Source organism: Saccharopolyspora sp. NPDC002376 (genome assembly GCF_053593195.1).
Map to the genome: position 1 here is coordinate 1 of NZ_JBSFBZ010000036.1, position 23,709 is coordinate 23,709.

At 67.9% G+C, this 23,709-nt stretch carries 24 protein-coding genes and 2 pseudogenes; 10 read left to right on the plus strand and 16 right to left on the minus strand.

Going from position 1 to position 23,709, the window contains the following annotated elements; all coding sequences use genetic code 11:
- Nucleotides 1–437: pseudogene (locus ACWCO2_RS22685) on the minus strand (AAA family ATPase); the annotation flags it as partial.
- Nucleotides 438–829: 392 nt separating this feature from the next.
- Here ACWCO2_RS22685 and ACWCO2_RS22690 point away from each other — a divergent pair.
- Together ACWCO2_RS22690 and ACWCO2_RS22695 are read left to right on the plus strand one after the other, a co-directional pair.
- Nucleotides 830–1,237: an Hsp20/alpha crystallin family protein gene (locus tag ACWCO2_RS22690; RefSeq protein WP_450129755.1), complete on the plus strand. Its 408-nt coding sequence runs from the start codon at nt 830–832 to the stop codon at nt 1,235–1,237.
- Nucleotides 1,238–1,324: 87 nt separating this feature from the next.
- Entirely contained in the window at nt 1,325–1,696 is a 372-nt protein-coding gene (locus ACWCO2_RS22695; protein WP_450129756.1) for a CBS domain-containing protein, read from the plus strand.
- A 190-nt stretch (nt 1,697–1,886) separates the two neighbouring features.
- On the opposite strand, the gene ACWCO2_RS22700 is transcribed toward ACWCO2_RS22695, so the two are convergent.
- Together ACWCO2_RS22700 and ACWCO2_RS22705 are read right to left on the minus strand one after the other, a co-directional pair.
- Nucleotides 1,887–2,567, minus strand: coding sequence for a phosphoribosyltransferase (locus ACWCO2_RS22700; protein WP_450129757.1), 681 nt, complete (start codon nt 2,565–2,567; stop codon nt 1,887–1,889).
- Between the two features lie 264 nt (nt 2,568–2,831).
- Entirely contained in the window at nt 2,832–4,172 is a 1,341-nt protein-coding gene (locus ACWCO2_RS22705; protein WP_450129758.1) for a phosphoribosyltransferase family protein, read from the minus strand.
- Nucleotides 4,173–5,178: 1,006 nt separating this feature from the next.
- On the opposite strand from ACWCO2_RS22705, the gene ACWCO2_RS22710 reads away from it, so the two are divergent.
- Nucleotides 5,179–5,367, plus strand: coding sequence for a ubiquitin-like protein Pup (locus ACWCO2_RS22710; RefSeq protein WP_450129759.1), 189 nt, complete (start codon nt 5,179–5,181; stop codon nt 5,365–5,367).
- A 263-nt stretch (nt 5,368–5,630) separates the two neighbouring features.
- On the opposite strand, the gene ACWCO2_RS22715 is transcribed toward ACWCO2_RS22710, so the two are convergent.
- Nucleotides 5,631–6,872 carry a sodium:proton exchanger gene (locus tag ACWCO2_RS22715; RefSeq protein ID WP_450129760.1) on the minus strand — a complete coding sequence of 414 codons (1,242 nt, stop codon included), beginning with the start codon at nt 6,870–6,872 and terminating at the stop codon, nt 5,631–5,633.
- A 264-nt stretch (nt 6,873–7,136) separates the two neighbouring features.
- Between ACWCO2_RS22715 and ACWCO2_RS22720 the strand changes: the two genes are divergently transcribed.
- Complete coding sequence (locus tag ACWCO2_RS22720) at nt 7,137–7,556, plus strand: ArsR/SmtB family transcription factor (RefSeq protein WP_450129761.1); 420 nt, start codon at nt 7,137–7,139, stop codon at nt 7,554–7,556.
- A 236-nt stretch (nt 7,557–7,792) separates the two neighbouring features.
- Here the strand turns inward: ACWCO2_RS22720 and ACWCO2_RS22725 are convergent, their stop codons facing one another.
- Complete coding sequence (locus ACWCO2_RS22725) at nt 7,793–8,842, minus strand: YncE family protein (RefSeq protein WP_450129762.1); 1,050 nt, start codon at nt 8,840–8,842, stop codon at nt 7,793–7,795.
- A gap of 22 nt (nt 8,843–8,864) precedes the next feature.
- Complete coding sequence (locus ACWCO2_RS22730) at nt 8,865–9,845, minus strand: DUF1259 domain-containing protein (protein WP_450129763.1); 981 nt, start codon at nt 9,843–9,845, stop codon at nt 8,865–8,867.
- A gap of 239 nt (nt 9,846–10,084) precedes the next feature.
- On the opposite strand from ACWCO2_RS22730, the gene ACWCO2_RS22735 reads away from it, so the two are divergent.
- The 4 genes from ACWCO2_RS22735 (at nt 10,085) to ACWCO2_RS22750 (ending at nt 14,116) form a co-directional block, all read left to right on the plus strand.
- Nucleotides 10,085–10,783, plus strand: a complete 699-nt coding sequence (locus ACWCO2_RS22735; RefSeq protein WP_450129764.1) for a response regulator transcription factor — start codon at nt 10,085–10,087, stop codon at nt 10,781–10,783.
- Nucleotides 10,780–12,141, plus strand: coding sequence for an ATP-binding protein (locus ACWCO2_RS22740; RefSeq protein WP_450129765.1), 1,362 nt, complete (start codon nt 10,780–10,782; stop codon nt 12,139–12,141). Before ACWCO2_RS22735 ends, ACWCO2_RS22740 begins: the two co-directional genes overlap by 4 nt.
- A gap of 450 nt (nt 12,142–12,591) precedes the next feature.
- A complete protein-coding gene (locus ACWCO2_RS22745) occupies nt 12,592–13,065 on the plus strand; it encodes a carboxymuconolactone decarboxylase family protein (RefSeq protein ID WP_450129766.1) in 474 nt (157 codons plus the stop codon).
- A 127-nt stretch (nt 13,066–13,192) separates the two neighbouring features.
- The gene (locus ACWCO2_RS22750) at nt 13,193–14,116 is read left to right on the plus strand and encodes an RNA polymerase sigma-70 factor (protein WP_450129767.1); all 924 of its coding nucleotides are present in this window, start codon (nt 13,193–13,195) and stop codon (nt 14,114–14,116) included.
- A 544-nt stretch (nt 14,117–14,660) separates the two neighbouring features.
- On the opposite strand, the gene ACWCO2_RS22755 is transcribed toward ACWCO2_RS22750, so the two are convergent.
- Nucleotides 14,661–15,224 (minus strand): DUF4232 domain-containing protein, encoded by a 564-nt coding sequence (locus ACWCO2_RS22755; RefSeq protein WP_450129768.1) that lies wholly within the window; start codon nt 15,222–15,224, stop codon nt 14,661–14,663.
- Nucleotides 15,225–15,511: 287 nt separating this feature from the next.
- On the opposite strand from ACWCO2_RS22755, the gene ACWCO2_RS22760 reads away from it, so the two are divergent.
- Nucleotides 15,512–16,342 (plus strand): universal stress protein, encoded by an 831-nt coding sequence (locus ACWCO2_RS22760; protein ID WP_450129769.1) that lies wholly within the window; start codon nt 15,512–15,514, stop codon nt 16,340–16,342.
- A 5-nt stretch (nt 16,343–16,347) separates the two neighbouring features.
- Here the strand turns inward: ACWCO2_RS22760 and ACWCO2_RS22765 are convergent, their stop codons facing one another.
- From ACWCO2_RS22765 to ACWCO2_RS22790, 6 genes and pseudogenes are all read right to left on the minus strand, one after another.
- Nucleotides 16,348–16,665 carry a universal stress protein gene (locus ACWCO2_RS22765; RefSeq protein WP_450129827.1) on the minus strand — a complete coding sequence of 106 codons (318 nt, stop codon included), beginning with the start codon at nt 16,663–16,665 and terminating at the stop codon, nt 16,348–16,350.
- Nucleotides 16,581–17,225: pseudogene (locus tag ACWCO2_RS22770) on the minus strand (universal stress protein); the annotation flags it as partial. The pseudogene ACWCO2_RS22770 and the gene ACWCO2_RS22765, both read right to left, overlap by 85 nt.
- Nucleotides 17,226–17,500: 275 nt before the next feature.
- A complete protein-coding gene (locus tag ACWCO2_RS22775; protein ID WP_450129770.1) occupies nt 17,501–17,734 on the minus strand; it encodes a hypothetical protein in 234 nt (77 codons plus the stop codon).
- 37 nt (nt 17,735–17,771) lie between these two features.
- Nucleotides 17,772–18,740, minus strand: coding sequence for a 3-hydroxybutyryl-CoA dehydrogenase (locus ACWCO2_RS22780; protein ID WP_450129771.1), 969 nt, complete (start codon nt 18,738–18,740; stop codon nt 17,772–17,774).
- Nucleotides 18,737–19,843: an NAD/NADP octopine/nopaline dehydrogenase family protein gene (locus tag ACWCO2_RS22785; protein ID WP_450129772.1), complete on the minus strand. Its 1,107-nt coding sequence runs from the start codon at nt 19,841–19,843 to the stop codon at nt 18,737–18,739. The genes ACWCO2_RS22780 and ACWCO2_RS22785 overlap by 4 nt, the downstream gene beginning before the upstream one ends.
- 27 nt (nt 19,844–19,870) lie before the next feature.
- On the minus strand, nt 19,871–21,241 hold the full coding sequence (locus ACWCO2_RS22790) for a spinster family MFS transporter (RefSeq protein WP_450129773.1): 1,371 nt from the start codon (nt 21,239–21,241) through the stop codon (nt 19,871–19,873).
- Between the two features lie 467 nt (nt 21,242–21,708).
- Between ACWCO2_RS22790 and ACWCO2_RS22795 the strand changes: the two genes are divergently transcribed.
- Entirely contained in the window at nt 21,709–22,014 is a 306-nt protein-coding gene (locus ACWCO2_RS22795; protein ID WP_450129774.1) for a hypothetical protein, read from the plus strand.
- A 114-nt stretch (nt 22,015–22,128) separates the two neighbouring features.
- On the opposite strand, the gene ACWCO2_RS22800 is transcribed toward ACWCO2_RS22795, so the two are convergent.
- The 3 genes from ACWCO2_RS22800 to ACWCO2_RS22810 form a co-directional block, all read right to left on the minus strand.
- The gene (locus ACWCO2_RS22800; protein ID WP_450129775.1) at nt 22,129–22,443 is read right to left on the minus strand and encodes a hypothetical protein; all 315 of its coding nucleotides are present in this window, start codon (nt 22,441–22,443) and stop codon (nt 22,129–22,131) included.
- A 381-nt stretch (nt 22,444–22,824) separates the two neighbouring features.
- Entirely contained in the window at nt 22,825–23,208 is a 384-nt protein-coding gene (locus ACWCO2_RS22805; RefSeq protein WP_450129776.1) for a tetratricopeptide repeat protein, read from the minus strand.
- On the minus strand, nt 23,097–23,666 hold the full coding sequence (locus tag ACWCO2_RS22810; RefSeq protein ID WP_450129833.1) for a tetratricopeptide repeat protein: 570 nt from the start codon (nt 23,664–23,666) through the stop codon (nt 23,097–23,099). Before ACWCO2_RS22810 ends, ACWCO2_RS22805 begins: the two co-directional genes overlap by 112 nt.
- Nucleotides 23,667–23,709 lie beyond the last annotated feature (43 nt).

Sequence of the window (23,709 nt, forward strand, 5' to 3'; positions counted from 1 at the left end):
AGCGCCGAGCGGCTGCCCGCGACGTCGATGTCCGGTCCGCGCCGCGCAGTGCTGTGGAAGGAAGCGAGTACGCGGGCCAGCTTCTCCACGTCGGCACGCACATCCGCTCCGCTCGATATCAAGGCCGAGAGGCGGCGCGACGCGGGCATCCGGCGCATCACCACCACCCAGTCACAGGTCTTGCCGTGCCCGTCGAGGACCTGGGCGAGGTCGAGGTAGACGTCGGGCGCAAGTCGCCGGTTGAGCTCGACTTCGCGGCGGCACGCGCGCTCACGGGCTGCCACAGTGCTGAAGTCGAGAAAGCCGAGATCGACCGGTTTCTTGACCTTGTAGGCCCGATCGCCGATGAAGACCACCACCGCGCAATGGCTCTGGACGATTCCGACACCGTCCGACGCGACGAAGCGCGCCGGTGACGCTCCAGTTCTGGACCTCATCTCGTATCCCCCGAAGTCGATCGCGGAGCTGATCGGAAACTGCGAGTTCGGGTGATGGGTACCGAGCACCGTGCCACGCGCCGCAAGATACGTCTGTCGAGCGCAGCACTCTGGTGCCGCAGCGGCTGACCGGTGTGCCGATCGGCATCACCCGCAGCGCCGTTCGCGGTCGTCGCCGGGACGGCTCCGTCTGCGTCTCCGGGCAGGCCTGTTCAGGGCTTCCCCTTCGCACCTCGACCGTACGGCTGCGCCGAGGTCGCACAACTCGGGATTCGCCAGTTCCCGTTCGAAGCCCCACGGCTCCCAAGGCGGGAACGGGCCGGTCGGCCCTACCCCCCGCTGCCTGCCGGACGGACGCTGAGTTCACCCACCCTTCACCTCGGGAGGACATCATGACCAGTTTGCAGCCCCGGCCTGGCCTGGGCCTGCCGGACATCTTCCAGATGTTCGAAACCGAGTGGCCCTTCGGTGAACGCCACGCGATGCGGGTGGAGGCCTACGCCGAGAAGGATGAATTCGTGGTTCGGTGCGAACTTCCCGGTGTGGACCCCGACAAGGACATCCACATCAACGTCGAAGGCAACCAGCTCAAGATCGACGCCGAACGCAAGCACGAAGAACGCTCAGCACGCCACAGCGAATTCCACTACGGCGCGTTCAGCCGCACCCTGCTGCTACCGGCCAGCTGCAACACCGACGACGTCAAGGCCGAATACGAGGCCGGCATCCTCACCATCCGCATGCCGCGTCGAGAAGCCGAGACGCACAAGGAGATCCCGGTGGCCCGCAGGGGGCAGTGAGCCGGACTGGCGCTTCTGGGCACCCGCCAGGTCACCGTGGTCGCACCACGACCGCTCGTCCAACAACCGGCTGAAAGGGAGGAAACCGTGCGAGTCGATGAAGTCTTTCGCCCCGGGACGTTGACCTGCGGGGCATCCGATCCGCTCGCCGAAGTGGCTCGGAAGATGGCGGCTGATCACGTCGGGGCCCTCGCCGTGCTGGACAACGACCGGATCATCGGCATCATCTCCGAGCGCGACCTGGTCCGAGCGATCGCGGAACGAGCTGATCCGCAGGAGTCGACTGCCATTTCGTTCGCCACCCAGCAGCTCGAAACAGCGACCGTCAGCGACGACACCAAGGATGTCGCACGCCGGATGCTCGACGCCGGCGTCCGCCACCTACCGGTGAAGCAAGGGCACATGGTCATCGGCGTCATCTCCATGCGCGACCTCCTCGCGATCGAAACGTGGCTCTGACGAGGGCCTCCACCGCTCCTGCCCGAGCTAGCGCGGCTGGAGCGCGTACCAGCGCTGCACACCGTAGCTCTGGGAACCCTGAAGGCCGGTTGCGTACTCGCGCGGGCCCAGCGCCACCGACTTGGCCGATGCCCACTCGCACCATTCGGAGCATCGACCTGCTTCCGCTGCCGACGGCCGCATCCCGCAGTCATTCACCGAGGTCCGGGCGAGGCGCAATGACAGGCGGGGAATGCGGCTGCGCGGCCTGCTCGAGCAGGTCCACGACCGCCACGTCAGAGATCTGGCTGAAGTCCGCGTACCACTCGCCGATCGTCCGGAGATGCTCCGGGCATTCCAAGCACACGAGCTCATCCACGGACTCCTGCAACCTTTCCAGCGCACCACGCGGCGCCACCGGCACCGCCAACACGACCCGCGTCGCACCTTGCACACGAGCAACACGGCAAGCCACCGCCGCCGTCGAGCCGGTGGCGATCCCGTCATCGACAATGACCGCCGTTCGCCCCGAAAGCTCCACCCGCGCGCGACGGCGGCGGAACAGCTGAGCCAAGCGGTCCAGCTCAATGCGCTCCCGTTGCTCCACCTCGGCCAGTTCGTCGGGGCGCACATCGGTTCGCCACATCACCTCGTCGTTGATGATGCGCACATCGCCCTCCCCGATCGCGCCCATGCCCAATTCCGGGTGGGAGGGGACGCCGAGCTTGCGGACGACGATCACGTCGAGCGGAGCGCCCAGCGCTCGAGCCACCTCGAAGGCGACCGGAACGCCACCCCGACGCAGACCCAGCACGATGGGGCTCTCATCGCGCAAGTGCAGCAGCTGCTCGCCCAGCCGCGACCCCGCGTCCCTGCGATCACCGAAAGGCATGCCGTCACCTCCTGATGCGCCTCCACGTCCAGTGTCGGCCGCGGCTATCACTCGCGCAGTAACCAACGTCCCCCTCCGCACCGGTCTCCGGGCATTCGCTCGGATGACGACGGCGTTCAGCGCGTGCGTCAAACGATCACTCCGTCCAGGCCACAGGGTTCGAGCCGGGCCCGGGCAGCTGGTCGGCTCCAGCTCGTCGCACACCTGCTGCGTACCCACGTCCAGCAAGCCTGCTCGGCCGCAACCGCCTGGAGTGGCGAAGTGTCAGAGGATGGGTTGTCTGGCTGGCGTGAGGTGGTCGATGAACCAGTCCTGGGCCAGTCCTGCAGCTTGGTCGAGAGTTCCTTCCTCTTCGAAGAGGTGGGTCGCGCCGGGCACGATCGCCAGTCGGTTCTCGCACCTGAGCACGGCTCGGGCTTGCTGGTTGAGGCCGATGACCGCGTCGTCGCGCCCACCGACGATCAACAAGGTCGGTGCCCGGACTTCGGCCAGGCGCTCGGCAGCCAGGTCGGGCCGCCCGCCGCGGGAGACGACAGCGGCCACCCCGGTGGGGGCTTCGGCAGCGGCCCACAACGCGGCGGCAGCGCCGGTGCTGGCTCCGAAGTAGCCGATGCCCAGGCCGTCGGCCTCCGGCTGGGCGCGCAGCCATTCGGTCGCCTCGACCAGCCGGTGCCCCAGCAGTTCGATGTCGAACACGTTCGCCCTGTCGAACTCCTCGCTCTCGTCGAGCAGGTCGAACAGCAAGGTCCCCAGGCCTGCCCTGTTGAGGATTCCGGCGACGTACCGGTTGCGCGGGCTGTGTCGGCTGCTGCCGCTGCCGTGCGCGAAAACGACGACTCCCTCAGCGCGCTCCGCCTCGGGCACGGTGAGGTGCCCCGCCAGCCGCACCCGCCCGGCCTGCACCCGCACCTCCTCATCGCGCATCCACACGTCGGGATCCTCCGCAGGGCCACCAGGCGATACCGGATGAGTCCGGGCAGCCCGGTGGAGCAGATCCAGGACCTCCGCATCCGAGGTTTGCGCGAAGTTCGCGTACCACTGCCCGATCGCCACGAAGTGCTCCGGCGCCTCCAGATACACCAACTCGTCGACGACCCCGCCAAGCCCGTCCAACGCATCAGGCGCCCCGACTGGCACAGCCAGCACCACTCGCTCAGCACCCTGCGCGCGGGCTATCCGGCAGGCCGCCTCAGCGGTAGAACCGGTGGCGACCCCGTCGTCGACCACGACTGCGGTCCGCCCCGCCAGTTGCTCCCGCGCGCGCCCGCGGCGGAAGTGCTGCGCACGCCGCTCCAGCTCGGCGCGCTCCCGCCGCTCGACGTCGGCCAGCTCCCCGGGACCGATCCCGGCCCGCCGCACGACGTCGTCGTTGACGACGCGGACATCTCCTTCACCGATCGCCCCCATCCCCAGTTCCTGGTGGAAGGGCACCCCCAGCTTCCGCACCACGATCACGTCCAGCGGCGCGTCCAGCCCCCGGGCCACTTCGAACGCGACTGGAACACCACCGCGAGGTAGCCCGAGCACCACAACGTCGGGCCCCCTCAGATATCGCAACTTCTTGCCCAGCCGCCGTCCTGCGTCCCTGCGATCGACGAACGGCATGACCTCCACCTCCAAGAACTCCCGGAGTTCAGCGGGATGTCGGGGCCCCTCCGACACGTTCCCCCTCTCGGTCCGGCCGGCCCAGGGCCGACTGACCTCTTGCCCGGAGTGCTGGGTGGATGTGCGCCCGTTCGTAAGGGCGACCATGTCAGCCGCTCTGAGCGCAGGCGAGCGGCCCTACCGCACAACATCGAACCCACGGCAGCCTCCGCTTCGGGCTTTTCATCCGCGCAGAACCGCGACACTGCACGGTGCGGCGTGCACCACGGCGTGGCTAACCGATCCCGGCACGGCCCGGCGGATCGGGCCCGCCCATGACTCCCGACCACCAGCAACCCCGCGTCCCGCGACGCGTCAACGAGCGCTCGCGCGGGACGCTGATCTCTGACCACTTCCCGCACCCACCGCCCGAGTCAGCTGACGAGGCTTGGGTACATTGATCGGCTCCGCAGCGAGCACGACGTGGCTCGCCGCCATTGCGCCGGCTTCTTCGGTCAGCACGGCGCAATAGGCTTCCCCATAGGCCGCTGGCATGCGCAGTGCCGTTGCCCAGCCAGATCCCGCAGTTTCAAGGTGAATGCGGATCACTGCCGTGCCGGAACTGGAGCACCGCGCCCGCCCTGTGCACAACAGCCAAGCCACCAAGGGACTCCCGGGAGGACCGACCTCCACCTCTACCCGTACGTCTCGTCCCAGGCCGGTCGCCTCACCCCTGGCTTCGAACAGCCCCGCGACCGTGCGTCCGGCTGCCTCGGCTTCACTCACGATGTCCACCCAGTTCCCGTCGAACAAGACGGCGTCGTCCGAAGGAACTCGCGACCGCACAGCCCTCACCACCAAGATTGGAAACTGCCCGTCCCCGCTTGCCATCTCATGCCTCGTCGGCCCGCCGGAGAAGGGCCGAAGGCCCCTGTACGGGATCTGCTGCCGCTTCGAATCCTTGGAAGCAGACCACCCTCGACGGCTCAAGCGTGGAGAACGGGGTACCGACCGCAGGAGGTGCGCAATGCGACAGGAGAAGAGCCGCAAGCACATCCACCACGACGACGACCCGCCCGCCCTCGCACCGCGTGGTGCGGACCGCCGCCACGAGCTCGACGACGGCACCGAATCCCTCCTGAACGACATCGATGACGTCCTCGAGGACAACGCCGCCGAATTCGTCCGCTCCTACATCCAGAAGGGCGGTCAGTGACACCAGGGCGGGCCACGGGCTACGAATCGTGTTCGCGAACGAAGCTCGTACTCCAGCCGGACTTCGTGATCTTGCCTGGTGGGGGTCGGTGTAGATGGGCGCGGCCACCAGTTGATCATGAGTAGTTGTGTGGACAACCCAAGATCGTGTGGTGGCCGCGGGCCATAGCGCAGACCCTGCCGGGCGGTGGGAAGCCTTTGACGGGGTGGTGGCGCTCTTCAGCCAATGCGCCACGTCGGAACAACGTCCACGAGTTCGAGATCTCAGCGCACAGCGGCAGCGCGCTCCGCATCCCCAGCCGGACTCGCCTCTTCGACCTGCTTGCGGAACGGTGCGGCGAGGGTGGGCAGGATGTGGCGGCGGTTGCGGATGAGCGCGGCGATCGCGATGACCGCGTAGACGCCGCACAACACGTATCGCGCGGTCTGCCCCGGGAGCGCGAACTGGGCGGCGAAGAGCCCGAGCAGCGTCCACGCGGCCCAGCGCGGGAAGCTCAGCGCCAGCAGCGCGGCGACCCCGAGCAGCGTTTGCGTCGCGGTGAGCAGGAACTCCTCCACCTGGCGGGCGTCGAGGCGCAGGGCGGTGCCACCGCCGCCGAGCAAGTAGGCCAGCGGCAGGCTGCCGACCAGCAGTGTCCACTGGTTGATCTTGGCGGAGATGAGCATCCCGATCGCGTCCCCGCCCTTGCCCCGCACCGCGAGCAGGATCGCCACGATGAACTCCGGCGCTTCCGAGGCCAGCGGGGCCAGCCACTGCACCAGCAGGAACTGGTCGATGCCCAGCTGGGTGCCGGTGGCGATCAGCGAGTCCGCGAAGGGCTCGGCGCAGGCCACGATCACCGCGGCGGCGAACAGGAAGAGCCCGGCCACCAGCGTGCGGCGCACGTGCTTCGGCAGTGCCCCGATGGTCGCGGCGACGCCGACCAGTTCCGGCTCCTCGGCCTCGGCACGCGAGACCTTCCACAGGTAGAACAGGAAGAAACCGAGCAGGGCACACCCGAACAGCAGCGAGATCCGACCGGTGGCGGGCACGACGAAGGCCACCACCGAGGCGATCGCGAGGAACCCGAGCTCCACCCGGTGGCCGGACTCCAGGGTCAGCTCCCGCACGGTCCTGCCGGTGCGCTTCTTGGCCAGCGCGAGCGCGACGATCACCACCAGCGACCAGCCCAGTCCGAGCAGCAGCCGGTTGGACCCGGTCATGTTCGCCGCCGCGTAGGCGACGTACTCGGGGTCGCTACCGGCGGTGTAGGCGAAGAACAGGTCGACCGCGTACTCGGGCAGCACCGCGATCACCGCCAGGATCGCGATTGCCAACCCGCCCGAGATGTCGACCTGAGCCGCCTCCGCCGCCCACGCCAGCACGAACGACGAAGCCACCACAGCCATCCCGAACAGCAGCAGCCCCACGACCGGAGTCGGCGACAGCCCGGTCACCCGGAGGACGAGAGCGGGCACCGTCAACGCCCCGCACAGCGCGAGCGAACGCAACACCTTGGCCGACATCGAACCCCTTCCCGGACCGCGGCCTCGACCGCGACGTCCAGGGGTCTCGGCCAGGCGCACATCTGCTGGCCGAAGGTCTCGTCCACCCGCACCGCGGGTGCCACTGCCGGAGACGGGATCTCAGCATGTCGACAGTGGACTTCTCGGACTACTCCCCTTCGGAACGACAACACCGTCGCATTCATTTCGTAGTTTTCGCAACCAACGAAGTGTTTGCGCGGCGACTACCCACCTGGTCCGGCTTCAGGAACAATCGAGCTCGCCATGCCGAAAAATCCCGCGCCGCCTGCCGCAAAACCCGGCCTTCCCGGGCGAGACACCGAACCGACCGAAGCCCAGCTGGTTGCCGGTGCGGCGACCTTCGCCCTGCTCGCCAGCCCACCCCGACTACACCTGGTGTGGCTGATCGCACACAGCTCCGACGACGTCGGTACGCTCGCCAAACGAGTCGGGATCAGCATCGCGACGGTCAGCCAGCACCTGAGCAAGCTCCGCCTCGCGGGGGTCATCACCGCACGCCGCGACGGGCGCCGCCACCTCTACAGCGTCGACGATCCGCACGTGCTCGCCCTGGTCGACCAGATCTTCGACCACATCGCCCCGGACGGCACCCTCGCCCCGGATCCGCCGCCCGACACCCACGCTGACCGGCCGAGAACCGCACAACCAGACGTCGGGAAATGACAGGTCCGGCATTGGACGTCGTCTTTGGGGCATGCCTGGATGGAAAACGGATCTACAACGGCAGGCCGTAGATCCAGGTGATCCCGGCGCCGGCTCCACCGGCAAAACTGGGACACATCCGTTGCGGGCACGCCCAGGCAGTCCGGCCACCGGCGTGATACCGCGGCCCGCCGTCAAACACCTGGAACTGAACGGCCGCAGTGTGCGCGTCCCGCTCCAGCCAATGCCAGCCTGCGTCACGGCACGGGTTCACGATCCAACAGCGCTGGTCGGCCGGTCGTCCCGGCTGGTACCGGGTAGTAGCTGTGGTGGCTGACCGGATCCACGGCGACCACGTGCGCATCCGTTGCCAGGAAACCCGATCCGATCACAACCGGCTGACCACTGCGCACGTCGAGCACGGTCAACCACCCGCTCTCCGCCGCGACGTACAAACGACTCGTGCCGGGGTCGTACGCCAGCACGTCGGGGTCCCGTCCGACATCCGCGGTCCCGCTGACCGCCTCGGAGTCCAGTGCGACGGTCAGCAATCTCGTGTTGCCGTCGCATGCGACGAAGGCCAGGTGCTGCGCCGGATCCAACGCCAAGCCGTGGTCGTGGTCGCAGCCCGGCAGCGCGATCCTCCTGGTCACGGCGAGCGTGGACGGATCCAGGACGGCGAGTTCGTTTCGGGCCTGCACGTCCACCAGCATCCGGTCGCTGACCGGGTCGTAGGTGACGTTGCCGACCTCTCCGCCCAGCGCCGCCGTGCCCCGCACGGTGCCGGTCGCGGCGTCGATGATGGTCTCCGTGCCGCCGCGCTCGTTGGTCGTCCACACCGCGTTGCGGAGCGGATCGTAGGCCAAGCCGTCGGGGTAGTCGCCGGTCGGGGCTTGGCCAACGACCTGACCTGTGTCCTCGTCCAGCATGACCATCTCGTTGCGCCCCGTGGCCGTCGCGTAGACGCGGTGCAGCGCGGGGGCCACGAGCACTCCGTGCACTTGCGACACGTTCGGAATCACGCGCACCACCCGGGAAGCACGCACATCGACCTCGATGACCTCGCTGGCACCGAGGTGCGCCACGAACAGCAGGCCACGGTCCGGGTCCAGGCTCGCGTAGTCGAACCGCGAGCCCCCACCTGGCAGGTCCACCTCGCCGGCAGCGCGCAGCGGCAACGCGACCGCCGGCGGAGGACGCGGACGCAGGTATGCCATCGCCGCGACCACAACGATCGCCAGCACCAGCGCGCCGAGAGCAACCAGTGCCCACCAGCGACCCCTCGAAGTCGCAGTAGACGATCTCATCGCGCCGCTCCTCTCCCGCTGGCTACCGCACGGGTTGAGCGTTCGTGGCGTCAACAGCCGCCCGAAGCGACTTGGCCAGTGCCACACCGTCGTCGACGCCCCAGAAATGCAGGTAGAACAGCCGGGGTTCGTCGGTGAGGCTGTGGTTGTGCAGCTCGACCACGCTGATCCCGCCCTTGCGCAGCGCCTGGATCACCTTCTCCACTTCTGGTGCGGTCATCACGAAGTCGCCGTTGATCGCGGCCCTACCGCCACCGACGGGCTGGAAGTTCAGCGCGGTGTTGACACCTGTTCCTGGCGGGACGACGTGGTCGGAGTCGGTGACGACGTCCTTGCGGGCGATGCTGAACTTGTAGATCCCGCCGTCAGCTGTTCCCTTGCGCCCGAGCGCGTTGTCGATGCCGGTGGTGTCCAGATCGACCGGTGGTTGCTGAGCGGCTGGAGTGGCTCGTGGGATTGCGGTGGCGTCCAGTGCGGCCCGCACGCCCTGCGCGAGCTGGACCGGGTCGCCCATGCCGTGGATGTGGGTCCACCACACCGGCGGGGACTGCTCCAGCAAGTGCTTGTGCAGAGCGGTTTGTTCGATGCCGTGGGTTTGCAGCGCGTCGGTGACCTTGGGCAGTTCTTTCTCCGTCACCACGAGGTCTCCCGTGAGCATCGTGGTGTCGTCGTACCTGGTGAACGTGGCGTAGCCGCCCAGGGACAAGCCCGGCTTGATGGCGACGCCTTGCGAGACCACGTTGGTGAGGTCCGACCTGGTCAGCGCGACGCGGTAGACCGTGTTGTTGTCGGTGAGCTTGCCCGGTCGGCCCAGCGCGTCCGCAACGCCTCTCCAGTCGGCGTCGGCTGTGGCGATCGGCTGGTGCCCGCCCGGGCCGGTCTCCGGCCCTTCTCCTCGACCGCTTGGAGTCGGCGCACCTCCGCATCCCGCCAGCGCCGCCAGCAACACGGCCAGGATCGGAACTGCTGCTCGACGCGCGGCCGTTGCGCGAGTGCTCGACATCTCTGGCCTCCAATCGACCGCCCACGCGCGCTCAATCCCGACGTGCAGGCCGGTCAAGGTCGTCGCGCTCGCCCGTCGGCCACGTCGCCGCTCCTCTTCCCAAGGGGATTTCTCCTGCAAGCCGGGTGTGCAACCGTGGTTTTCTGAGTTCAGGGGTATCGCCTGGACATGAAGCGTCGATGAAGGCGGAACCGCGCTCGTCCCGCCGGGTCGCCACGCTGGGTCGGAGGTGAACGGCCATGCGGGTGCTGGTCGTCGAGGACGAACCGAAAATGGCTGGGCTGCTGCGCAGGAGCCTTATCGAAGAGGGCTACGCGGTCGACGTCACCACCGACGGTGCTGACGGGTTCGACGCGGCGACGAGCCGCATCTACGACGCGGTCGTGCTCGACGTGATGCTGCCCGAGCTGTCCGGGTTCGAGGTCTGCCGGCGACTGCGCGACAGCAAGGTGTGGGTGCCGGTCCTGATTCTCACGGCCCGCGCAGCCGTGGACGACCGCATCACCGGCCTCGACGACGGAGCCGATGACTACCTGACCAAACCGTTCCACCTCAAAGAACTGTTCGCCCGCCTGCGCGCGTTGACCCGGCGAGGCCCGGTTCCCCGACCGACGCAGCTCGTCGCTGGAGATCTGCGCGTGGACCCGTCCAGCCGAAGGTGCTGGCGAGGCGCGGACGAGATAGCGCTCACCGCCAAGGAATACGCGCTGCTGGAGGAGTTCCTGCGGCGCCCCGGCGCCGTGCTCACCCGCGAAGCCCTGCTGGAGCACTGCTGGGACTTCGCCTACGAGTCGCGGTCCAACGTCGTCGACGTCCACATCCGAGCCCTGCGCGACAAGATCGATCGCCGCTTCGGCGTCAGTTCCCTGGAAACCGTGCGCGGCACCGGATACCGGCTGCGCGCGGACGGCGGCCGAGCAGATGCGGGGCACCGATGATCAGTCGTTGGCCCCTGCGGCTTCGGTTGACCGCCGCATTCACCTTCACGATGGCCTTGATCCTCACCGCCGCCGCCTTCGGCACCGTCGCCAACTCCCGAGCCTCGCTCGACGAGTCGATTGCGGAATCACTGCAGTACCGACTGCACGACGTGCAATCGGCGGCCGAGGCGGTCTCGCCCGTTCTGGCCAGCGGCCGGGACACCGCGGAGCAGGTCCTCGACTCCGATGGAAAGGTTGTCGCCAGTTCCCGCGAAATCGGCGATCAGCCGCTGCTGAATCCCTCGGAATTCGCTGCCGCCCAACGTGGCCCGATCATCGTCGAACACCCTGGAGTCAGCGCGCTGACGGGGCCCGTGCGCATCGCAGCAGGACCTGCCACGAGTGAATCCCGCGTTGCGGTGGCTGCGGTGAGCCTCGCCGACCGCGATGCCGCAACGGCCGACCTCGCCCAGGAGTTGGCGGTGGCGTTCCCCATCGTGCTCGTGGCGGCAGCCGTCGGCGCCTACCTGCTGACCGCCGGTGCGCTGCGCCCGGTCGAACGCATGCGAGTCCGCGCTGCGTCGATCACCGCGGAGGATCCCGAACAACGGCTCCCGGTCCCGGCAAGCCGTGACGAGATCTCCAGACTGGGCAACACCTTCAACGACCTGCTCGGCCGCCTGCACACAGCACTCGACCGCGAGCGGCAGTTCGTCGCCGACGCCAGCCACGAGCTGCGCACCCCGCTGAGCGTGCTCACCACCGAACTCGAACTCGCCCTGCGACGCCCCCGAACCCAGAACGAACTCACCGCAGCACTCCGGTCGGCGTTGAGCGAAACCGAGCGGCTCTCACAACTCGCCCAGAACCTCCTCCTGCTCGCCCGCGCCGAACGCACCAACGGCAGGCCACAAGCGTCCGCTGTGGAGCTTCGTCCCCTCCTGGTGTCAGTCGTCGACCGTCTTCGCGTCCTCACCGAAGTGCACGACGTCCGCGTGGACTGCCCTACCGACTTGACCATCAAGGCCAATCCAGACGACCTACACCGAGCGGTGAGCAACCTGCTCGCCAACGCCGTCCAGCACGGGTCCGACCCCATCACCATCCGAGCCCAAGACCGCCAGACAGACGGCAGCGTGGTCATCGAAGTGCGAGACCACGGACCCGGCCTGGACCCCGAACTGATCCCGCAAATCTTCGACCGCTTCACCCGCGCCGACACCGCCCGCACCAGCGAAGGCACCGGCTTGGGACTGCCCATCACCGCGGCACTCGCCCACCGCAACGGCGGATCCGTCGCAGCCGCCAACGCCGCCGACTGCGGCGCTGTTTTCACCCTCACGTTCAAACCTGGTGCCGCTCATAAAGACGGGTAATCGGAGTTGACGCCACGGATTGCACTCCCACGCCTACCCAACACGGTTTCGGGACAGGTAATCGTGTCCCGAAACCGAGCTCCTGCTGCATGTGCCGTGGCGGCCGTTCGGGCGCACGTCAGGACACCCGCAAGCACCTGTCCCGAACACGACCTGGCACCATTTTCGCAGGTCCGGGGACCAGCGATCGCTGGGCGCCCACTGGGCTCCAGGAGAATGCAGGCATGGCTGAGCAGAGCATCTGGATGCAGAAGGTCACCGCCGACGCCGGTCGCGATGACCGTCCAAGTCAACTTGGGCGTCAGCTCCAGCGTGCGCGGAAAGTCGTTCGGAGATGCGGCAGCGCGAGGAACGAGAAGGGAGACGTGGGTCACGTTCGCTGATGTCACAGGACGTCGGGCCATCTCGTCTCGGGTGGTGTACGCACCGAACTCCACGGAGGAGCACACCATGGACGCTCGACTCGACTACCTCGCCAGCCCGACCGCGGGCAAGATCATCAAGTACGTCATGTCGGCGGGCAAGGCGCTCAAGGAATCGCCGCTGCCGGCCACGACCATGGAACTGGTCGCGCTGCGGGTGAGCCAGATCAACGGCTGCGCCGTCTGCATCGACATGCACACCAAGGACGCCGCCGCGGCCGGGGAGAGCGCGGTGCGGCTGAACCTGGTCGCGGCGTGGCGGGAGGCCACGGTGTTCACCGGGCCCGAGCGCGCCGCGCTGGAGCTGGCAGAGGCGGGCACCCGCGTCGCGGACGCGGCCGGTGGGGTCAGCGACGAGGTGTGGGCGCACGCCGCCGAGCACTACGACGAGGAGCAGCTGACCGCCCTGGTCATCACGATCTCCTTCATGAACATGGCGAACCGGTTGAACATCATCACCCAGCAGCCGGCCGGCGCCTACGAACCCGGGCAGTTCCACTGAGCGGCATCGGCGACCGGTCCGAGGCCTGACTGCCGGCGGGCGTTGCCCTGCCCGCCGGCAATGCGCATGATCAGCAGCGAGTGCGGCCCCGGCTAGTGCGGCCGGGGCCAGCGGGAACGGAGTCGCGGTGAACAAGGTCGAGGAATTCGAGGAGCTGCGGCCACTGCTCTTCTCGATCGCCTACCGGATCCTGGGCAGCGTGGGCGAAGCCGAGGACGCCGTGCAGGAGACGTGGCTGCGCTTCGACGCCACGTCGACGCAGCCCACGTCGACCAAGGCGTTCCTGTCTGCCGCGGTCACCCGGATCTCGATCGACGTGCTGCGCTCCGCGCGGGTGCGACGGGAGGAGTACGTCGGACCGTGGTTCCCGGAGCCGCTGCTCAGCGAGCCGTACCAGGATCCGGGCCGGTCGGCGGAACTGGCCGACTCGGTGTCGATGGCGGCGCTGCTGCTCCTGGAGCGGCTCAGCCCGCTGGAGCGGGCGGTGTTCGTGCTGCGGGAGGTGTTCGCCTTCGGGTTCGACGAGATCGCCGCGGCGGTCGGGCGATCGGAGGCGGCGTGCCGGCAGCTGCTGGTGCGGGCGCGGCGGCACATGCAGGCCGGCCGACCTCGGTTCGCCGCGGATCGCGGGCAGCGGCGGGAACTGGCGACGCGCTTCTTCGCCGCGCTGGAGAACGGCGACATCGGCGAGCTGCAGAACCTGCTGACCGCCGACGCGCAACTGGTCGGCGACGGCGGCGGGAAGGCCCCGCAGCTGGCCCGGACCGTCGTGGGCGCGGCGAAGGTGGCCCGGTTGCTGGGCACCGCCTTCCCCCGGCTGTTCCAGATCGACGTGACCTCCGAGCTGCACGAGATCAACGGCCAGCCCGGTGCCGTCTTCCGCGACCGGGACGGCAAGGTCCTGCACACCATGGTCCTCGACGTGCTCGACGGGAAGATCCAGACCATCCGCGGCGTGATCAACCCCGACAAGCTGGACCACATCGGACCCGTCGCGGACGCGTGGGCGATCGACCGGGAGCTGCGCCAGACCCGCGAGCACTGGGGCTGATCCGGCTCGACCTCCCAGCCGCCCTGGCCGAGATCGTCCACTTAGGACACCTTGGGCACCGGCACGACAGCACCCGCACCCGCAGTGGTCACGTTCTGGAACCGTTCGCGCTATGGCGCGGCATCACATCTGCTGTTGATGTCGAGGGCTTGGACGTGGCACGACTGCACGTACGGCGGCGGTGGGTTCTCGGTGCTGGCGTGCCGGGCTCTCTCGTTTGCGAGGAAGTCAGGTTTCATCGTGGCCGATGAGCGAGCCAGCACGCCGCCAGGCGCCCAGCACTCGGCCCTGCTGCGAGTCCTCACCGGCCAGCGAGCTCCGCGAAAGCACTTGGCGGGCGCGGATCCCGCATCCCGCGCAGCTTTTCCTCAGCGCGCGAACCGAACTCGCCGCTCTCGAACTCGCAGACACCTAACCAAGACGGGAACTCGTGACATGTCAGCTGGGCGCCTGCTGCGAGCAAGCGCCCAGCTGACACAGATCCTTGATGCATCGATCGGTCTCGATGCGTCAAGATCCCGAATCTTCAGTCTTCACAACGGTTTCAGTGCGTCAGCTCGTCCGGGTTGGACACCAGCGAGCTGACTCGCAGTTGCTTCGCGGCAAGCTTGACCAGCCCGTCGCTGATGATGTGGACATTCTGCTCGTCGGGCATGTCCGGCAACGAGGCCTGGAACCCGGTGAGCACGTACGAGTTCGGGTCGCCGCTGTCGCCCTGGACCGTTCCAATGCCCGCGTACACGACGTCGCCCGGCTGAAGCGTGAACCCCTTGGGCGCGTCAGGAAGCCGCACGTCCTCCACCGGCAGCTCCTCGATCGGCGAGTTCGTCATGTCCACCCCGTGGAGGTTGGGCACACCACCGTTGATCGTGCAGACCTTGTCCGACCGGTTCCCGAACGTCACGATGAAGCTGCCGGGCTCGCCCTCCACAGGTGAAGCGGAAGCGATGAAGTCGGCTTCCGAGCAGTTCGACGTGCCGATGTCCCCGGCAAAGGCCGCGCTGGCATTGCCCACGTCACCTCCGGGCGCTGACGGGAGCGCGGAGGCTGCTCCGCAGCTGGTGATCAGCAGTGCTCCACCAAGAACGCCGGTCATTGCAGTCGCCATGCGGTGGCGCTTGAGCATGGTGCTCCCCTTTTCCCCAGTCGTATCAGCGGTTCCCTCACCGCTTTCTCAACAACAAAGACGCACCGCGCCCAACGGGGTTGCCTCCGCGCCCGAATTCATCAGAAGACGCCGCTCAAGCGGGCAGCACGGCGCTTCCGCTCAGAACGACATCGCACGCTGCGCCGGAGTGCGTGGTCAGAGTTGAACGACCCCAACGGCTCATGCACCGAACTCGATCCGGGTACCCGAGGTGAACTGGTCCGTCCGCGACGCGGTGGAGGGTTGGCATGGGATCGAGTGGACGAGTGGTCGTCGGCGTGGACGGTTCTCCGACGTCGCTGGCAGTCGCCATGTGGGCTGTTGACGAGGCCGAGCTCCGGAACGCCGAGCAGGTGCGGTTCGTGGTGGTGATCGGCGATCGGCGCGCTGCCGACGAAGCGTGGCAAATCGTCAGGGCGGTCGAGGACCGCTTCGCCAGCAGCCGATCGAACCTGGAGATCACGTCGGAGGTCGCGCACGGCGCCCCCGCGGACGTGCTGATCGAGCGCTCCGACGACGCGGAGCTGATCGTGGTCGGCTCGCGCGGGCGCAGCGTCCTGGCCGCGACGCTGCTGGGCTCGGTGAGCGCCAAAGTGGCCGCGCACGCGCGATGCCCGGTCGTCGTGGTCCGGGAGCACCGCAGCAGCGGGCCGGTGGTGGTCGGGCTGGACAACTCCCCGTACAGCAGTGGCGCGCTGCGGTACGCGTTCGATTCCGCTGCCCGGTACGAGTGCGAGCTCGTGGCCGTGCAGGTGTGGGAATTCGCGGAGTCCGCACCGGTCGTGCCGCCCATGGAGCACGAACTGGTCGAACTGCAGGACGAAACGCTGCGAGACCTGTCCGAGCAGCTGGCGGGCTGGGCCGATTCCCACCCGAACGTGCCGGTCCGCCGAGTCGCGCAACGCGGACACCCGGTGGCGGAGCTGGCCGCCGCAGCGGAAGACGCCCGTCTGCTAGTCGTCGGGCACCGCGGGCGTGGCGGCTTCACCGGGCTCCTGCTGGGCTCGGTCGCGGCGGGCGTGCTGCACCACGCGCAGTGCCCGGTGGCCGTCGTCCGCAACGCGACGGCGACTTCGTGAACAACTCACCTCGCGCGCAGCACTGCAACCGAGCATTGGGCCCGGTTGACGACCGCGTGACTCACCGAACCGAGCAGCGTGCGGCGGATGAGTCCCCTGCCGTGACTGCCCACCACCACCAGCGCCGCATCCTGCCCTTCCCGGAGCAGGGCATCGGCAGCTTCTCCGGGCTCACCGCACGCCGCACCTTGACGTCGGGATAGTGCTCGTCCCACCCGGCCAGGCACGAAGCGAGCACCTCCATGGCTTCCTCCCGCACCTCGCCCCACGGCAGCTCCCAGTGCTCCATCCACGTGTACGGATCCAGCGGCAGGTCGCTCCATGCGTGCACCGCGACCAGCTCCTTGCCGTGGCGCGAGGCGAACTCGTAAGCGAAAGCGATGGCCTGACGACTGTGCGCCGACCCGTCGACGCCCACCACCACCGCCCCGTAGTTCGGTTCCTCGCGAACACCGCGAACCACTGCGACCGGGGCCCCGGTGCGGCGGGTCAGCAACTCCGCCGAGGTCGAGCCCAGCACCCCGAGCTCCACCTCGATGCGTGGCCCACCGAGCACCAGCAGCTCTGCGTCCTCCGCCAGCTCGGCCAACTCCTCGGCCGGATCCCCGAACTTCATCTCGTCGCGCACCTCGAGCTGCGGGTCGATCTCCCGGCAGCCTTCGACCAGCGCACCCAGCTCCCGCCGCAGGATGTCCTGCAGCGGCTCCAGCACATCCCCCTCGCCCGGCACGACGATCCGAACGTGCTCCTCGAACGGCCAGGTGAGCACGTGCACCAGCAGCAGCGGCAGACGCCGGCTGGAGGCCTCCCGCGCCGCCCACCACACCGCCCGGCGGGACGATTCCGTCAGGTCGTAACCCACCACCACCGGCTTGCGAGCCATCCCGATCGCCCCCTCCCCTGTACCGGATCTCGTCCAGACTGCGGCATGCGCGACACCCGGGATCAGGGCACTTCGTCACTCATGAGCAGTCGAACGGTCACCGCACCTGCCGGGCCAGCCGAATTCCTCCACCTCATCGGTGAGCCGCCGCAGCGCTGGGGACCAACGCACATCGACGTCCGATCCACTGTGGACACAGCAGTCCTCCGCGGATGGTCACCCAGCTCCAGAACGAGGCGGACGCGTAGCTGTGACCAGAACAGACCTGACAGCTCCTAGCTGTCGATGTCGAGTGCCGTGCCGTACAGCCGGTCCACCTTCAACCGGATGACCACCCGGCGCTCGGCAACCAGCTGCTCCAGGAACGCACCTTCGTCCTCCGGCTTCGCGGCTGCCGGGATCATCTCGAGCAGTTCCCGTCCGACCACGTCACCGGGAACGGTCGTGGGCTCGGAGACCTCGGCGTCACCTTCAGCGACGGCGAACGACCACACGTTGCCGCCCTGCACGTGCAGCCTGCTTTCACCGCATCGGGGTCGTTGTTGTTCAGTCCTCTGGTTGGGTTGGTACTGGGGTGCCGTTGCGGAGTTCTGGTTCTCGGAGGCGGAAGATCTCTTCGAACTCGCGCATTCGCGCTGCTCGGTAGTCCGGGACTCCGTCGGCGTCGTAGTGGTAGAAGCCGGTTCCGTCTTGGAGGCCTCGGCGGTTGGTCGACATGTTCCGCTCGATCACGTCCGGGTGCTGGAAGCGGTCGCCGAGCTGCGCCTTCAGGTAGCGGGACGCGTAGTAGAGGATGTCACCGCCGCCCCAGTCGATGAACTCCAGGGGGCCGAGCACCGAGAAGCGCGGGCCGAGGCCTGCCCGGACCGCCAGGTCGATGTCCGCCGCGCTGGCCACGCCCTCCTCGACCATGCGGGCGGCCTCGTTCATCACCAGCGCCTGCAGCCGCGGCACGATGTAGCCCGCCGAGGCGCCGCACACCACCGGGACCTTGCCGATGCGCTCGAGCAGTTCGGTCAGCGTCGAGACCGCGTCCGGGTCGGTGTCCTCGCTGCGGCTGACCTCGACCAGCGGCATCAGGTCGGCGGGGTTGAGCCAGTGGGCGTTGACCACGCGGCCTGGCCTGTCGACCAGCTCGGCGATCTCGGTGACCAGGAACGTCGAGGTGGTCGAGGCGATCACCGCGGACTCGCCGACCTGGGTGCAGACCCAGGCCAGCACGTCCCGCTTCACCTCGATGACCTCCGGCACCGCCTCGAACACCACGGCCGCGTCGGCCAGCTTCGCCGATTCCCGGCCGCACACCGTCAATCCCGCCAGTGCCGCGTCGTCGCCGAGCTTGGCTCGCAACTGCTCCGCCAAGCGCTCGCGGACGCGTTCGCCGTAGGCGCGGCGCTCGTCGTCGGTGCGCTCCTTGACGTCGGCGAGCACCACCGGCAGGCCCGCTGCCAAGTAGGCCAGCGCGATGCCCTCGCCCATCCGGCCGGCACCGACCACCGCGATCTCGTCGGTCACGACTTGAACCCTTCCCTCAGCAGCTGCGCCAGGTCGTCCCGGGACAGCTCCGCCAGTCCCAGGCTCTCCAGCGTGCGTCCCTCGGCGTAGAGGTCGCGGCCGGTGATCGCAGAGGCCATGCTCAGCAGGCCGTGCGCGACCGGGGTCGGCACGCCCGCCCATCGGCCGACCGACACCAGCAGGGACAGGCCCAGCCGGGTGTCCTCCAGCATGTAGCGGTGGCTGAGCAGGTCGATCTTCTCCCGCCAGTCACCGCTGTCGGTCAGCTTCTCGTGCGCGGCTCGGCCGTACATCCACTCCTCGCCGTCGACGGCGTAGTGGTCGGCCAGCGGGAAGTGCGGGGCCTGGTAGCCGAGTGCCTCGCGCAGCGCGATGCGCTCGGCGTCCAGCGCGTCGGTGACCCGGCGGATCGACGGCTGGGTGCCTTCGTTGTGGATGTCCCAGGCGTCGAAGTGCTCCAGCGGACCGGCGTTCATCATGATCAGCGGCGGGTGGATGATCGGCCCGGCGTTCATCAAGGCGCCGCTGAGCCCGTCCTCCGAGTTCTCGACGCTCGGGTAGGCCTCGCGCAGCACGCCGAACGCCTCCTCCGCCAGCCGGCTCGGAAACATCCCGGTCGGCAGGCGGGTCGCATATCCGCTGACCACCACCTCGGTGCTGCCGTGCTTGCGGGCCAGGTACGGCAACGTGCCCGTTTCGGCGAAGGCGACGTCGGCGAAGTTGCCCGCGTCGACCATCGCCTTGCCGAACAGCACGGAACCGAGGGTTCCCGGCGGCAGGAAGACCACCTGGCCGTCGGCCAGCAGCGGGGCGAGCCGCTCGGCCAAGTCCTGGTGGGTGGTCGAGGGCAGCGGGATGACGATCAGCGCGGCGTCGCGCACCGCCTCGGCGAGGTCGGTGACCGGCCGGATCGCGCCGTCGGCGTCGCCCACCGGCACCTGCCGGGTGCCGCGGTGGTCGCGGACGGTGATGGCGCCTGCCGCGCTGAGGGCCTGGTGCGCCGCCGCGTCGCGTCGCCACCACTGCACGTTGTGGCCGTTCTCGGCGAGTTCTGCTGCTGCGGCCCAGCAACCGTGCCCGCCTCCGAGGACTGCAATTCTCAACTCGTCGAACCCTTCTCGTGTCGGAATTCAGCTGGCTGCCACGACGTCGCGCTGCTCCGCGAGCAGCTTTTCACGCGAGAGGCTGTGCCGGAAGTGCTTGCAACCGCGCCACAGGAGCAGAATGGTCACCACCGACGCCAGACCGTAGACGATGGACAGCGACGAGCCGACCATCTTCTCGTCCCCGAAGACCCGGTCGGTGACCAGCGCGACCAGGGTGGTGCCCAGCGCGAGGCCGATCAGATTCGAGATCAGCAGGAACATCGCCGACACCTGGGCGCGCATCTGGTTGGGGCTGAGCACCTGCATAGCGGCGGTCGAGGCGGGCATCGGGAACGAGGCGAAGAACATCGCCACCGCCAGCAGCACCAGCGACGCCCACAGGTTCCCCACCTGCGTGAACGCGATGACCGGGACCGTCATGCCCACCGCGCCGATCACCCCGGTGCGCATCGCGGCGTCCGAGTACCCGCGCTTGGCCAGCAGGTCGATCAAATAGCCGCCGAAGAGCACCCCGCTGCCATTGGCCACCAGCACGACGACGCCCAGCAGGTAGCCGGTCTCGGTGGGGCTCAGCCCGAAAGCGCGCATGTAGAACGCCGGGGTCCACGCCATCATCCCCAGCAGCACCAGGGCGTAGAGCGAGAATCCCAGGTAGTGCATCGCGAAGGTCTTGCGGTGGCTCCACAGGAACGCGAACACGTTGCGCAGCGTGACTTTCTGAACGCCGCCGTCGGCGTTGTGCTTGAGTCCCCTGCGGCCCGGGTCGCGCACGGTCAGGAACACCAGCAACGCCAGCAGCAAGCCGGGCAGCCCGACGATCAGGAACGTCAACTGCCAGGCCCGCACCTCGCCGACCAGCGGCAGCGCGACGGTGTCGACCGACTTGAGCAGGTTGATGACGTAGCCGCCGATGATGAACGCGGCCGCACCGCCGATGAACGAACCCAGCGAGTAGATGCCGTAAGCCCGTCCGAGCTTGCTCTTCGGGAACATGTCGCTGAACATCGAATACGCCGCGGGCGACAGCGCCGCTTCGCCGACGCCCACCCCGATCCGCGCCATGAACATGTGCACGAATCCCTTGCTGAGGCCGGAAAGCGCGGTGGCCAGGCTCCAGAAGGCAACGCCGATGGAAATGATCAGCGGCCGGGACCGCTTGTCGGCCAGGAGCGCGATCGGCAATCCCATGAACGAGTACAGCAGGGAGAACGCCAGCCCGTTGAGCAGGCTGAACTGGGTGTCGGTGAGGTTCAGGTCGCGCTTGATCGGCTCGATCATCAGCGACAGGATCTGCCGGTCGACGAAGGAGAAGACGTAGGCGATCATGCAGACCACCACCACGTACCACTCGTAACGGTACGATTTCCGCGTCTCGGGCAACAATTCGTCGGTCATCGGCAAACGCCCTCTGCAATCCAGTGGTGTTGTCAGCCTGCCGAAAACGGCGTACGGCGGCGTTCCGGGTACGCTAATTTCGTGTGACCCCGACAACAACTAGTGCTTCCCTACCCAGGAGGCAGGAACTCCCCGACCCTGCTAAGGAAATCCCCTACACCAGCCGCGAGTGCCGGTGTCCGGCAGCTGGACGGAGTTCGGCGGGGCCACCGAACTAGGTGAGCCGTTCGAGTCGGGTGCGGCCGTCTTCCTTGGTATGCCTGTGAAACGCCGTTCGGGCATCCCGAGGCGCGGGTTCTCGATCATCACTTGGAGTGATCATCGGTGTCGCTGCCCGCACGGGCCACCGGATCCCGATAGGTTCCTGATGCCCATTTCTCGAGCTGGGCACCCGGAATGCACATGGCATATTCCTGCCGCCATCATTCCGGGGATGTGAAGTGAATTGCTACGAAAGGAAACGATCCATGCTCACCGCGAAGCGCGCGCTCGCCACGGTAGTTTTGGGGCTTCCACTGCTGATGGGAGCCGCGGTCCCGGCGCTGGCCGCTGATGGGAACGGTCCGGCGAAGCCGCCGAAGGCATCGGAGATCCTGAAGCAGATCCAGTCGCAGGATGCGCAGAACCACACGGTGCAGAACAACATCAACGTCTCGCCGATCTACCAGATCAGCGTGGGCGGAAAAGGCGATCAGAACGCGATGACCTGGACCAACCAGAACAACGCCAACGACACCGAGCAAGACCAAGCCGAGGTTCAGGACGAGGACTGATCCGCGGCTTCGCTTCGGCGGACTGCACGTGGAAAAGCTGCTTGGTCCGGCGATCTGGTCGCCGGACCAAGCAGCTGTTGCCACTGTGCTGACTCAGTGGCGGTCAGTGCGACCTCAGTCGTCGAACTCCCAAGCACCGGCGCTCTGCTCGGTGGAGCTGGTGTTGTCCTGATCGACCCAGTTCACCGCGGTCTGGTCGCCCTTGCTGCCCACGCTCCACTGGTAGATCGGCGACTCGTTGCTGTTGGACTGCTCAGTGCTGGCGTCCTGGTCCTGCATCTGGCTCTGGCTTTCTTCGTGGCACTTCTTGGAGTGGCAGGGCTTGCCGCCGTCCCCGTCGTGACCGCCGGCAAAAGCCATGGCCGGAGCACCGAACAGCAGCGGCAAACCCAGGGCGGTGACAGCGATGACGCGCTTGGCAGAACGCATTTGAAAACCCTTTCGTAATAACTTTTTCGAGCGGGCGGAATCCGCACCGCAATGCGGCACGCATCGGCCGTGCGGACTCCTGCTTGGGATTCGAGAAATCCCGCATCAGCGGGACGAGTCAAAACATATCGCGCCCAGAACGGCGTGCAACTCGGAAATGCCCGATCTCACCTCATGTGGTGATCGGCAGCCTGAATATTCCAAAGGGCATTTCGCGGTGATGACCGCCGGACGGGGCCAGTTCGTTCGCGGTCCGTAGTCGCACACCGCGGCCCTGGCGCGGCGCGTTCCGACGTTCGGAGTGCGCTCGCCGTAGCGGTGGACAGGTTGATCACGATGAGTCAGTCAGGGACCCGCGCCGAGAACGACCTACATCAACAGTCACGACTTCCAGGTGGACGACCGAATCCCACCGTGATACGGCGAAAGCCTGCCCCGGCTGTTCCCCGAACCCGACGAGAGCAGGTTGCGCGCACTGGCCGTCGAGGCCGGCCGGAACGACTCGGTCGAGCAGCTCGACCGGCTGGTCGACCGCCCGGAGCAGTACACCTGATACTCGGACATCTCTCCGAGCAGTGAGCTCCAGCGAGGCGGTAACGCCTCGTCCATGCGGTCCGCCGCGTAGTAGGCACGACCGAGGCCGACCTGCAGCGCTAACGTCTGCCGGTCCTCGGGCCCGAGCACGCGGTCAGCGGTGTCCAGTGTCTCCAGGTAGAGCCCGATCGCCTCGTCCAGCCGGTACGCCTGCTGGCCTCGTCGAGACACCCGGCGTCGTCGTATGCGGAGCCCAGGTTGCCTTGCGCGATGGCCATGTCCTCGCGGTCGCAGTCGCCCAGCTGCCCGAGATCGGCCACCACCTGCTGGAAGAGGGCGATGGCGTCCTCGACCCAGCCTGCTCCCTGGTAAGCGCCGGCGAGGTCGCTGCGCAGCTTGATCGCGACGGTGCTGGCCGGACCGTGCTCGCGCTCGGCGCCGGCCACCGACTCCAGGCGGTCGAGGATCTCGCTGTCAAGCCCGTCCGCACCGCCGTAGGAGCCCGCAACGACGTCATCGAGGTCAGCGCTGGCCACACCGCCACAGTAGACGCCGGCACCTGACGGCCTCGGCCAGCTCTCCTGCTCACTCCGCGCAACGGTGGTTTCGCCGGATTCGACGCGTTCCGCACGGCGCACGCGCATGTTCTTCCACAGCACCACGGCGAGCGCGACCGCTGCCAGCACCACAGAAGTCCACAATGGATGGATGAGCCGGTGGATCAGCCGCAGG

Excerpts from the sequence above, each read along its gene's own strand:
- ACWCO2_RS22690 (WP_450129755.1), top strand. The coding sequence starts at position 830 with ATGACCAGTTTGCAGCCCCGGCCTGGCCTGGGCCTGCCGGACATCTTC.
- ACWCO2_RS22700 (WP_450129757.1), bottom strand. The coding sequence starts at position 2,567 with ATGCCTTTCGGTGATCGCAGGGACGCGGGGTCGCGGCTGGGCGAGCAG.
- ACWCO2_RS22705 (WP_450129758.1), bottom strand. The coding sequence starts at position 4,172 with ATGCCGTTCGTCGATCGCAGGGACGCAGGACGGCGGCTGGGCAAGAAG.
- ACWCO2_RS22710 (WP_450129759.1), top strand. The coding sequence starts at position 5,179 with ATGCGACAGGAGAAGAGCCGCAAGCACATCCACCACGACGACGACCCG.
- ACWCO2_RS22715 (WP_450129760.1), bottom strand. The coding sequence starts at position 6,872 with ATGTCGGCCAAGGTGTTGCGTTCGCTCGCGCTGTGCGGGGCGTTGACG.
- ACWCO2_RS22720 (WP_450129761.1), top strand. The coding sequence starts at position 7,137 with ATGCCGAAAAATCCCGCGCCGCCTGCCGCAAAACCCGGCCTTCCCGGG.
- ACWCO2_RS22725 (WP_450129762.1), bottom strand. The coding sequence starts at position 8,842 with ATGAGATCGTCTACTGCGACTTCGAGGGGTCGCTGGTGGGCACTGGTT.
- ACWCO2_RS22730 (WP_450129763.1), bottom strand. The coding sequence starts at position 9,845 with ATGTCGAGCACTCGCGCAACGGCCGCGCGTCGAGCAGCAGTTCCGATC.
- ACWCO2_RS22735 (WP_450129764.1), top strand. The coding sequence starts at position 10,085 with ATGCGGGTGCTGGTCGTCGAGGACGAACCGAAAATGGCTGGGCTGCTG.
- ACWCO2_RS22740 (WP_450129765.1), top strand. The coding sequence starts at position 10,780 with ATGATCAGTCGTTGGCCCCTGCGGCTTCGGTTGACCGCCGCATTCACC.
- ACWCO2_RS22745 (WP_450129766.1), top strand. The coding sequence starts at position 12,592 with ATGGACGCTCGACTCGACTACCTCGCCAGCCCGACCGCGGGCAAGATC.
- ACWCO2_RS22755 (WP_450129768.1), bottom strand. The coding sequence starts at position 15,224 with ATGGCGACTGCAATGACCGGCGTTCTTGGTGGAGCACTGCTGATCACC.
- ACWCO2_RS22760 (WP_450129769.1), top strand. The coding sequence starts at position 15,512 with ATGGGATCGAGTGGACGAGTGGTCGTCGGCGTGGACGGTTCTCCGACG.
- ACWCO2_RS22765 (WP_450129827.1), bottom strand. The coding sequence starts at position 16,665 with ATGGAGCGACCTGCCGCTGGATCCGTACACGTGGATGGAGCACTGGGA.
- ACWCO2_RS22790 (WP_450129773.1), bottom strand. The coding sequence starts at position 21,241 with ATGACCGACGAATTGTTGCCCGAGACGCGGAAATCGTACCGTTACGAG.
- ACWCO2_RS22795 (WP_450129774.1), top strand. The coding sequence starts at position 21,709 with ATGCTCACCGCGAAGCGCGCGCTCGCCACGGTAGTTTTGGGGCTTCCA.
- ACWCO2_RS22800 (WP_450129775.1), bottom strand. The coding sequence starts at position 22,443 with ATGCGTTCTGCCAAGCGCGTCATCGCTGTCACCGCCCTGGGTTTGCCG.